Source organism: Bradyrhizobium sp. MV1.5 (assembly GCF_055807615.1).
Genome location: NZ_JBVVPL010000023.1, coordinates 87,764 through 97,286 on the forward strand (window position 1 = coordinate 87,764; position 9,523 = coordinate 97,286).

Consider the following 9,523-nt stretch of genomic DNA (forward strand, 5'->3'; position numbering starts at 1 on the left):
CTCTACCCATCCTACGAGTGCTGGTTGCGTTCGCAGGCGCTTTTTTCCTTCGCCGCTCAATGGAAAGCGGGCGACGCTCTACCCATCTTACGAGTTCTAGGCTGCCTTGACGGCCATCACCGCGATCCGGCGCACGATTTCCGCAGCGATGTCGCTGATCGAGCCGATGAAGTCGACAGGCCCGTCATATTCCGTCGCATTCAAAGGCATGCCGCGTGCTGCGGCGCCGTGCGTCCCCAGCACCATCGTGACGCCGCCGGCGAAATGTATCGCCTCCAAACCACGCGATCCGTCGCTTAGCTCACCGCGCAATACAACTCCGATCGCGTGCCTTCTGGCGTGAGCAGCGACAGACGTGAACAACAGATCAACCGTCCGGTTGCGATACAGGTCTTGCGGTCCCTCGATCAGGTGGACGCGGCTTCGCGCCGCCAGAGAAAGGTGCGCTGCAGGTTCACCGACGTAGCAGACGCCAACCTGGAACTCCTCGTCCTCGTCCGGTATCATCACGGGCAGCATCGACCGGCGCGCCAGCACCTCACGCAGATAACTGATGCGGTTGCTGGGGCGATGCAGGACCACAAGCACGACGGCGGGCAGATTGGCAGGAAGCGCTCCGAGCAAGTCTCCCAGATCGCGCAAGCCCTCAGCACCGGAAGCGCCGATTGCGACAAAACAAGGCCCGAACTCATCCGCTCGATTTGGCTGCATGTCGCCAAAATGGCAGGCTGCACTGCGACAGGATTGATCTGCCTCAAGCCTGGTCCGAAATGAGGTTGGATCGGGCTAGTACGCGGAGGATGAGATGAGCGCTTGCGAACCCAGCATGCTTCGTCATCGGCGGACGGCTTGATGGGTTTCGCTGGCGCTCTACCCATCCTACGAGCGGAGCAAGCGCCTCGTCCTTCGAGACGACCGCTTCGCGGTCTCCTCAAGATGAGGCTGAACTGCGTCGGGATTCGTTGCAGGTGCAGCCACCTGTTCCGCCCTCATCCTGAGGGCCCGCCAACGGCGGGCGTCTCGAAGGATGGGCCGCGGGGAAGCCTACGAGTTTGCCTTAAGCCGGCACGATCACCTTGCCGATCGGCCAGAGCGCGATGCCCGCGAGCTTGAGGTGGGCCCAAGCGAAGGGAATGCCGATAATGGTGATCGCGAGGGCCAGGGCGGTGAGGAGGTGGCCGAGTGCCAGCCACCAGCCGGCCAGCACGAACCAGATGATGTTGCCGATCACCCCAAGTGGGCCGGTGCCGACATCCTCGACCCCGGTGACCTCGTAGCGGCTGACCGCCCGCGAGCCGAACGGCATCAGCGTGTAGACCGCGATGTTGAACGCCGCCCGCGCCCAGGGCAGGCCGATGATGGTGACCGCCATGATGACCGCGGCGACCAGCCAGCCGAGCGCCATCCAGGCGCCGCCGATGAGAATCCAGAGCAGGTTGAGCAGGATGGAAACGGGAGCCATGGGGTGATCCGGAGGTGCATGATCCCGTGAGTATAGCACGATGAGCGAGGTTGCGGTCCATGAAGCCGCTCACGTATTCGCGGGCTCGTGTAGCCCGGGATGAGCGAAGCGACATCCGGGTCTTACTGATTGTTATCCCGGGTATCGCTTCGCCCACCCGGGCTACGCGCTACGCACGTCAGATCTTCCGCCCCGCCTGCTCCCAATAGGGATCGCGCAGGCGGCGCTTGAAAATCTTGCCGGAATCTTCGCGCGGCAGCCCGGCGCGGATCTCGACGTGTTTTGGCACCTTGTAGTCGGCGAGCGACGCCTTCAGCCGCGCTCGGATATCGCCGGCGTCGAGTGCGATGCCCGGCTGCGGCTCGACCACGGCCATCAACGCCTCGCCGAACTCGGCATCGGGAATGCCGAACACCGCGCAATCATGCACCCCGGGTACCGCGTGCAGTACGGATTCGATCTCGGCCGGATAGATGTTGACGCCGCCCGAGATCACCATGTCGCGCTTGCGGTCGCAGATGAAGACGTAGCCCTCTGCGTCGATATAGCCGACGTCGCCGGAAGTGATAAAGCCGTCGCAATCGATCTCGGCGCGCTTCTCCGGCTTGTTGTGATAGGTGAAATCAGCCATTCCGGCCATGCGCGAATAGATCTCACCGATCTCGCCCACGCCCAGCACGCTTCCGTCCTCGCCGATGAAGCGCAGCTCGGCGCCGGGCGATATCTTGCCGACGGTGCCGGGCTTCCTCAGCGCGTCCTCGGAGGTCGCGAAGGTGACGGCGCTGGATTCGGTCGAGCCGTAGAATTCGTAGATCACCGGCCCCCACCATTCGATCATGGCGCGCTTGACGTCCGCCGGACAGGGTGCTGCGGCGTGAATGATGTGGCGGAGCGAGGAGACGTCGTATTTCTTGCGCACCTCCTGCGGCAGCTTCATCAGGCGGATAAACATGGTCGGCACCATGAAGATGGTGTCGATTTTGTAGCATTCGATCAGCTGGAGAAATTCTTCGGGCTCGAAGCGCGGCATCAGTACCAGTGCGCCGCCAAGCTTGCCGGCGCGGATGCCGAACGAGTTCGGCGCGGAGTGATAGAGTGGACCCGGCAGGATCGTGCGGGCGCCGGGCTTCAGCCCGTAGATCATCGCGCGCATGCGCTCGCCGGCGGCCGCCTGTTCCGGCGTCGGTGCATTGCGCCGTACGCCCTTGGGATGGCCTGTCGTGCCCGAGGTGTAGATCATGTTCATGGGCTGCGGCACGATCGGGCCGTCATAGGGCTGGTGCTGCGCGAGCCAGGCTTCGAAATCGATCGCGAAGTCCGGCGTCTTCAGATGATCGGGATCGATCTTGTAGCTGGACAGGATCTCCGGCGGCGTCGGCACACTGAGCACGGTGACGCCTTTTGGGATCGCGTCGCGCAAGGCATGCAGCATGTCGGCATGGCCGATCAGCACGGACGTGCCGGTGTCGTTCAGGATGTAGTCGATCTCCTCGGGCTTGAAGTGCCAGTTGATCGGCACGCCGTAGGCGCCCAGCCGCATCGCGGCATAGGCGGCCTCAATGAAGGCGATGTCGTTGCGCATCAGCATGCAGACGCAATCGCCCTGCCTGACGCCGATCTGGCTGAGACCGCTCGCGATGCGGTCGGCACGATCAGCGATCTCGGCATGGGAGCGGCTGCGCTCGCCGGAGACGATGCCGAGGAAATTTGAGGTTTCGCTCATTTGTTGTTTTTCTTTGTTGTTGAAGTTGCCCCTCATGGTGAGGAGGCGCAAAGCGCCGTCTCGAACCATGAAGGCCCGTGATCGCGGCCCATCCCTCGAGACGCCGCTTCGCGGCTCCTCGGGATGAGGTCTGCGCTAATCCGCAAACTTGGGCGCGCGCTTCTCCAGATTGGCACGCACCGCCTCGGTCTGGTTCGCGCTGCCGATCAGCTTCTGCTGCTCGACGGATTCGGCGAGCAGTGCGGGGCCCGGATCGACCGAGAGATTATTGAGCATGCGTTTCGCGGCGCGGATCGCATCGGGACTCTTGCCGGCGATCTCGCGCGCGACGTCGAGCGCGGCTGCGCGCGGGTCGTCGCAGATGCGCGTGGCGAGACCGTAAGCCATCGCCTCCTGAGCGGAGAAGATGCGGCCGGTGTAGGTGAGATCGCGCAAGATGTCGTCGCGCACGAGCGAAGCCAGGATCGGCGTACCCGCCATATCGGGCACCAAACCCCATTTGATTTCCATCACCGACATCCGCGCGTCGGGGGTGAGGAAGCGCATGTCGGCGCCGAGGGCGAGCTGGAAACCACCGCCGAAGGCGACACCCTGGATCGCCGCGATCACCGGGACCGGAAGCTGGCGCCAGCCCCACACCGCCTGTTGCGCAAAATTCGCCCGGCCGTGCGTGCGCTTGGTGAGGTCGCGATTTTCGCCACCCGGAATTCCGTTGCCGCCCTTTTCCTTCATGGCGGCAAAACGCCCCATGTCGAGACCGGCGCAGAAGGCGCGGCCCTCGCCGGACAGCACGACAACGCGCACGCTCCTGTCCTTTGAAAGCCGATCCGTTGCGGCCACCAGGGCCTCGAACATGGCTTGATCCAGCGCATTCATCTTGTCCGCGCGCACCAGCCGGACATCGGCGATGCCTTCCGAGATCGAGATCGAGACGCGCTCTTCCATGAATCAATTCTCCCCTGGTTCCCGGCTGTTCTTGTTCGGTGCCGCTTTACAGGACGACGGCGGCCGGATTTAGTCAATCGATCAATTAACCGACAATCGCGACAGGGGAAACAGCCATGTTCAAGGAAAATCTTCTGGCCGGCCGCAACATCCTCGTGACCGGCGGTGGCACCGGGCTCGGCAAGTCGATGGCGGCGCGGTTTCTCCAGCTCGGCGCGGAGGTGCACATCTGCGGCCGGCGCAAGATCGTCTGCGACGAGACCGCGACCGAGCTGATGGCCGAGTATGGCGGCCGCGTGAGCAGCCACGGCGTCGACATCCGCAACGCGCTCGCGGTCGAGGAGATGATCGAGACCATCTTTCGCGACCGCCCCCTCACCGACCTCATCAACAACGCCGCCGGCAATTTCATCTCGCGCACCGAAGAGCTCTCGCCGCGCGGCTTCGACGCCGTCGCCAACATCGTCATGCACGGCACGTTCTACGTGACGCATGCGGTCGGCAAGCGCTGGATTGCGTTGAAGCAGCCCGGCAACGTCGTCTCGATCACCACGACCTGGGTGCGCAACGGCTCGCCTTACGTGGTGCCGTCGGCGATGAGCAAGTCAGCGATCCACGCCATGACGATGTCGCTAGCCACCGAATGGGGCCGCTACGGCATCCGCCTCAACACCATCGCGCCGGGTGAGATCCCGACCGAGGGCATGAGCAAGCGCATCAAGCCGGGCGACGAAGCTGGCGCGCGCACCAAGGCGATGAACCCGATGGGCCGCGTCGGCACCATGGAGGAATTGCAGAACGTCGCCGTGTTCCTGATCTCGGGCGGTTGCGACTGGATCAGCGGCGAGACCATCGCCATGGACGGCGCGCAGGCGCTCGCGATGGGCGGCAATTTCTACCAGCTCCGCGACTGGAGCGACGACGACTGGAAAACCGCGCGCGAGAGCATCATGGCGCAGAACGAGAAGGACCGGGCGAAGCGGGGGTGATGTCGTCGTCCTGGCGAAAAGCCAGGACCCATAACCACCGAATGTTTTTTGGCGAAGATTGGTCATGGCCAGTCTTCGCCAAATTGCGTTTGTGGCTATGGGTCCTGGCTTTCGCCAGGACGACGACGTTGAAGCCATGGCGTACCTTCTCCCATCTTGTCTTCCCCCGCGGATGACGCCACACTCCCCACCATAAAAAACAAGACGTCACGGGAGAAACATGACCACACAGCCATTGGCCAATCTCGCCGACATGGTGCGCGAGCGCGCGACGAGCCGCGGCGACGCCATCGCCTTCGAGTTCGAGGGCCGCGCCACCAGTTTCGCCGAATTCGACGTCAAGACGAATAAAGTGGCCAACGCGCTGATCGCGATGGGCGTGAACAAGGGCGAGCGCATTGCCTATCTCGGCAAGAACAGCGACGTCTATTTCGAGCTGCTGATGGGCGCGATGAAGGCCGGCGTGGTGATGGCGCCGGTGAACTGGCGGCTCGCGGGCCCCGAGGTCGCCTTCATCGTGAGCGACTGCAAAGCGCCGGTGCTGTTCGTGGGAACTGAGTTCATCACCCAGATCCGCCAGATCAAGGACCAGTTGCCGGGCGTGCGCAGCGTCATCACCACCGAAGGCGGCGCGCCGGAATGGCCTGACTTTGCAGCCTGGCGCGATGCACAGAGCGGCCACGATCCCAAGGTTCCGGTCGCGACCGGGGACATCGCGATCCAGCTCTATACGTCGGGTACGACAGGCAAGCCGAAGGGCGCGATGCTGTCGCATGCGAACTTCCTCAACCTCGTGCAAACAGGCAATGCTGAGGACAAGCCCGAGTGGAACCGGTGGTCGACCGACGACGTGTCGCTGGTCGCGATGCCGATCTTCCACATCGGCGGCTCCGGCTGGGGCGTGATGGGGCTCTACCACGGCGCGCGCGGCGTGATCGCACGCGAGTTCGATCCGACCAAGGTTTTGGATTTCTTCGAACAGTCGGGCATCACAAAGCTGTTCATGGTGCCGGCGGCAATGCAGTTCGTGGTGCGGCAGCCGCGCGCGAGGACGGTCGATTTTTCCCGGTTGAAATACATGCTGTACGGCGCCTCGCCGATCCCGGCGGCGCTGCTGAAGGAATGCATCGAGATCTTCAAATGCGGCTTCGTGCAGATGTACGGCATGACCGAGACCACAGGCACCATCGTCGCGCTGCCGCCGGAGGACCACGTCGAGGGCTTGGAGCGGATGCGCTCGGCCGGCAAGGCGCTGCCGGGCGTCGAGATCGCGATCCTCGATGTCGATGGCAAGCCGCTGCCGCCGCGCGAGGTCGGCGAGATCGCGACGCGCTCGGGCTCCAACATGGCAGGCTACTGGAACCTGCCGGAAGCGACCGCCGCGACGCTGCGCGGCGACGGCTGGCTGCGCACCGGTGACGCAGGTTACATGGACGAGGACGGCTATCTCTACATCCACGATCGCATCAAGGACATGATCATCTCCGGCGGGGAGAACATCTACCCGGCCGAGGTCGAGAGCGCGCTGTGCGATCATCCCGACGTCGCGGAGGCCGCCGTGATCGGCATACCCGACGACAAATGGGGCGAGGCGGTGAAGGCCGTCGTGGTGATGAAGCCAGGCAAGCAAGCGACCGCCACCGACATCATCAACTTCACCCGCGAGCGTATTGCCGGGTTCAAGACGCCGAAGAGCGTGGAGTTTTTGCCTGCGTTGCCGAGGAACCCGTCAGGCAAGATTCTGCGGCGGCAGTTGAGGGAGCCGCATTGGGCGGGGAAGGATAGAAGGGTGAATTAGGCCCGCTCTATCCACATCGTCGTCCTGGACAAGCGAAGCGCCGATCCAGGACCCATTATCCCAGAGAGCAGTTTGGGGAAGACTCGTGGTGACCTGCCTGCCTCAACGACTTCTCCCTGGGGTAATGGGTCCTGGCTTGCGCCAGGACGACGCGGAGAGATGCCCTGCAAAGTCGCCTCAGTGCTTCCCCGGCCCCATATAGCCGAACAAAAATCCCGCCACCTTGCGGATCTGGATCTCCTCGCTGCCCTCCGTGATCCGGTAGCGGCGGTGGTGGCGGTAGATGTGCTCGAACGGCTTGTGGCGTGAATAGCCCATGCCGCCGTGGACCTGCATGGCGCGGTCGGCGGATTCGCAACAGAGGCGGTTTGCCCAGTAGTTGCACATCGAGACGCGGTCGGAGAGCGTGCGCTCGATCTGCTCCTCGGTGAGCTTGTCCATCTCCCAGGCGGTCTTGCGGATCAACAGGCGCAGCATCTCGGCCTGCGTTGCAAGCTCGACCAGCGGGAACTGGATCGCCTGGTTCTCGGCCAGCGCCTTGCCGAACGGCTTTCGCTCGCGCGCATATTTCACGCTCTCGTTGATGCAGTAGACCGCCGCCCCCAACGAACTCGCCGCCTGCCGAATGCGGTTCTGATGGACAAAACATTGTGCCAGCGACAGGCCGCGGCCGACCTCGCCGAACAGCGCGTCCTCCGGCACGAACACGTCCGTGAAGCTGACGCGGGGATGATCGGTCGGCATGTTGAAGGTCCACATGTACTCTTCGATCTTCACGCCATGGCTCTTGGCCGGCACCAGGAAGCAGGTGATGCCGCGCGCATCGCCGTCATTGCCCGAGGTGCGCGCGAACAGCGCGCAATGCGTGGCGACGTGCATGCCGGTGGTCCACATCTTCTCGCCGTTGATGATCCAGCCCTTGACGTTGTCGCGGGTCGCCGGCACCGCGCGCGTTTCCATGTGAGTGGCGTCGGAGCCATGATTTGGCTCGGTCAGGCCGAAGGTGATGCGGTACTTGCCCTTGATCGAGCCGTCGATCATCGCCTTCTGGTCGTCGCGTCCGTAGCGATCGAGCATGGTGGCGACGGGGAAGTTGCCGACGATGGAATGCTCGTTCTGGAGATCGTTGTGCAGGCCGAGCCCCTTGGCGGCAAAGTGCTCGCGGATCACGGCCATCCAGAGGTTGGAGCCATCCTTGCCGCCATATTGCTTCGGCACCGCAAACCGCAAATGGCCGGCCGCGTCTGCGAGATCCTTGGCCTTGCGCAGCAGCGCTTCCCATTCGTGACGCGGCAGGCCGCCATTCTCGAAATCGGTGCGCGCCCATTCGCGGCGGTGATCGAAGAAGCGGATGTTGTCGTCGGCCGCCTCCAGCGGCTTGATCTCGCGTTCAATGAAACGGTCGAGCTGTGCGAGATAGGCGACGAGATCGGCAGGCAGTGAGAAATCCACGAGTCTCTCCCGGATGATTTTTCGTTTTGCGTTAAGGCGCTGGGCGCAGCTTTGCTTCGCACGATTAAGGTGAGAAGAGCGCGCGCAAGTCAAGCAATGCGAGACGTGTGAGAGGCGCAAGGCGCGCCCGCGCAATTCGATGGTGCTGAAACGCGCCTGCGCGCTAGTATAGCCGCAATATTCCTTCACGAGAAACTGCGGGAGCGCGCGATGGAGCTGAAATTTTCCAAGGTGGACCGCAAGGGGCCGATCACGATCGTCACGCTGTCGCGGCCCGAGGTCTACAACGCGCTGCACACCGATGCGCATTTCGAGCTGCAAAAGGTGTTCGACGATTTCTCCGCCGATCCCGAGCAATGGGTTGCGATCGTCACCGGCAGCGGCGACAAGGCGTTCTGCGCCGGCAACGATCTGAAGTGGCAGGCCGCCGGCGGCAAGCGCGGCTGGGACAAGGGCGGCTTTGCCGGGTTGACCGCGCGCTTCGACTGCGACAAGCCGATCATCGCCGCGGTCAATGGCGTTGCCATGGGCGGCGGCTTCGAGATCGCGCTGGCCTGCGACCTCATCATTGCCTCGGAGAACGCGACCTTCGCCCTGCCCGAGCCGCGCGTTGGGCTGGCCGCACTCGCCGGCGGCCTGCACCGGCTGCCGCGCCAGATCGGGCTGAAGCGCGCCATGGGCATGATCCTCACCGCGCGCCATGTCAGCGCCAAGGAGGGACTCGAACTCGGCTTCGTCAACGAGGTGGTGCCGCAGGGCGAGGCGCTCACGGCCGCGCTGCGCTGGGCCGAGATGATCACCAAGAATTCGCCGATGTCGATCCGCGCCTCGAAGCAGGCGATCCAGAAGGGCCTCGGCGTGTCGCTGGAGCAGGCGATCGAGGAACAGCGCGAGTATCCGGCCGTGAAGGCGATGGTGGCCTCGCAGGACTACATCGAGGGACCGAAGGCGTTCTCGGAGAAGCGGCCGCCGAAATGGGTTGGCAAGTAGACTCTCCCCTCGTCATTGCTTCTTCGCAAGGGCTCCTCGCAATGACAGTTGCGAGGGACTGACGTGTAGCCCGGATGGAGCGAAGCGCAATCCCGGGCGCTTTAAAAGGCTGGCGAACCGGGGCCCCGGCTGGGGGGATCAAGACACGTGAACACAAATGAACA

The 9,523-nt window shown here is 63.6% G+C and carries 8 protein-coding genes; 3 read left to right on the forward strand and 5 right to left on the reverse strand.

The window, feature by feature from the left end; translation table 11 throughout:
• Positions 1–96: 96 nt before the first annotated feature.
• The 4 genes from AC0L2J_RS21610 to AC0L2J_RS21625 form a co-directional block, all read right to left on the reverse strand.
• Positions 97–711 (reverse strand): chemotaxis protein CheB, encoded by a 615-nt coding sequence (locus AC0L2J_RS21610; RefSeq protein WP_473394045.1) that lies wholly within the window; start codon positions 709–711, stop codon positions 97–99.
• A 346-nt stretch (positions 712–1,057) separates the two neighbouring features.
• A complete protein-coding gene (locus AC0L2J_RS21615; protein ID WP_007607993.1) occupies positions 1,058–1,462 on the reverse strand; it encodes a YccF domain-containing protein in 405 nt (134 codons plus the stop codon).
• A gap of 178 nt (positions 1,463–1,640) precedes the next feature.
• Entirely contained in the window at positions 1,641–3,185 is a 1,545-nt protein-coding gene (locus tag AC0L2J_RS21620; RefSeq protein WP_473394051.1) for an acyl-CoA synthetase, read from the reverse strand.
• A 135-nt stretch (positions 3,186–3,320) separates the two neighbouring features.
• Complete coding sequence (locus AC0L2J_RS21625) at positions 3,321–4,130, reverse strand: crotonase/enoyl-CoA hydratase family protein (protein ID WP_473394055.1); 810 nt, start codon at positions 4,128–4,130, stop codon at positions 3,321–3,323.
• Between the two features lie 116 nt (positions 4,131–4,246).
• Between AC0L2J_RS21625 and AC0L2J_RS21630 the strand changes: the two genes are divergently transcribed.
• Positions 4,247–5,119 carry an SDR family oxidoreductase gene (locus AC0L2J_RS21630; RefSeq protein ID WP_473394057.1) on the forward strand — a complete coding sequence of 291 codons (873 nt, stop codon included), beginning with the start codon at positions 4,247–4,249 and terminating at the stop codon, positions 5,117–5,119.
• 220 nt (positions 5,120–5,339) lie between these two features.
• Complete coding sequence (locus AC0L2J_RS21635; protein ID WP_473394059.1) at positions 5,340–6,917, forward strand: fatty acid--CoA ligase; 1,578 nt, start codon at positions 5,340–5,342, stop codon at positions 6,915–6,917.
• Positions 6,918–7,094: 177 nt separating this feature from the next.
• Here AC0L2J_RS21635 and AC0L2J_RS21640 read toward each other — a convergent pair whose 3' ends face one another.
• Positions 7,095–8,369 (reverse strand): acyl-CoA dehydrogenase family protein, encoded by a 1,275-nt coding sequence (locus AC0L2J_RS21640; protein WP_473394063.1) that lies wholly within the window; start codon positions 8,367–8,369, stop codon positions 7,095–7,097.
• A 210-nt stretch (positions 8,370–8,579) separates the two neighbouring features.
• On the opposite strand from AC0L2J_RS21640, the gene AC0L2J_RS21645 reads away from it, so the two are divergent.
• The gene (locus tag AC0L2J_RS21645; RefSeq protein ID WP_473394066.1) at positions 8,580–9,359 is read left to right on the forward strand and encodes an enoyl-CoA hydratase-related protein; all 780 of its coding nucleotides are present in this window, start codon (positions 8,580–8,582) and stop codon (positions 9,357–9,359) included.
• Positions 9,360–9,523 lie beyond the last annotated feature (164 nt).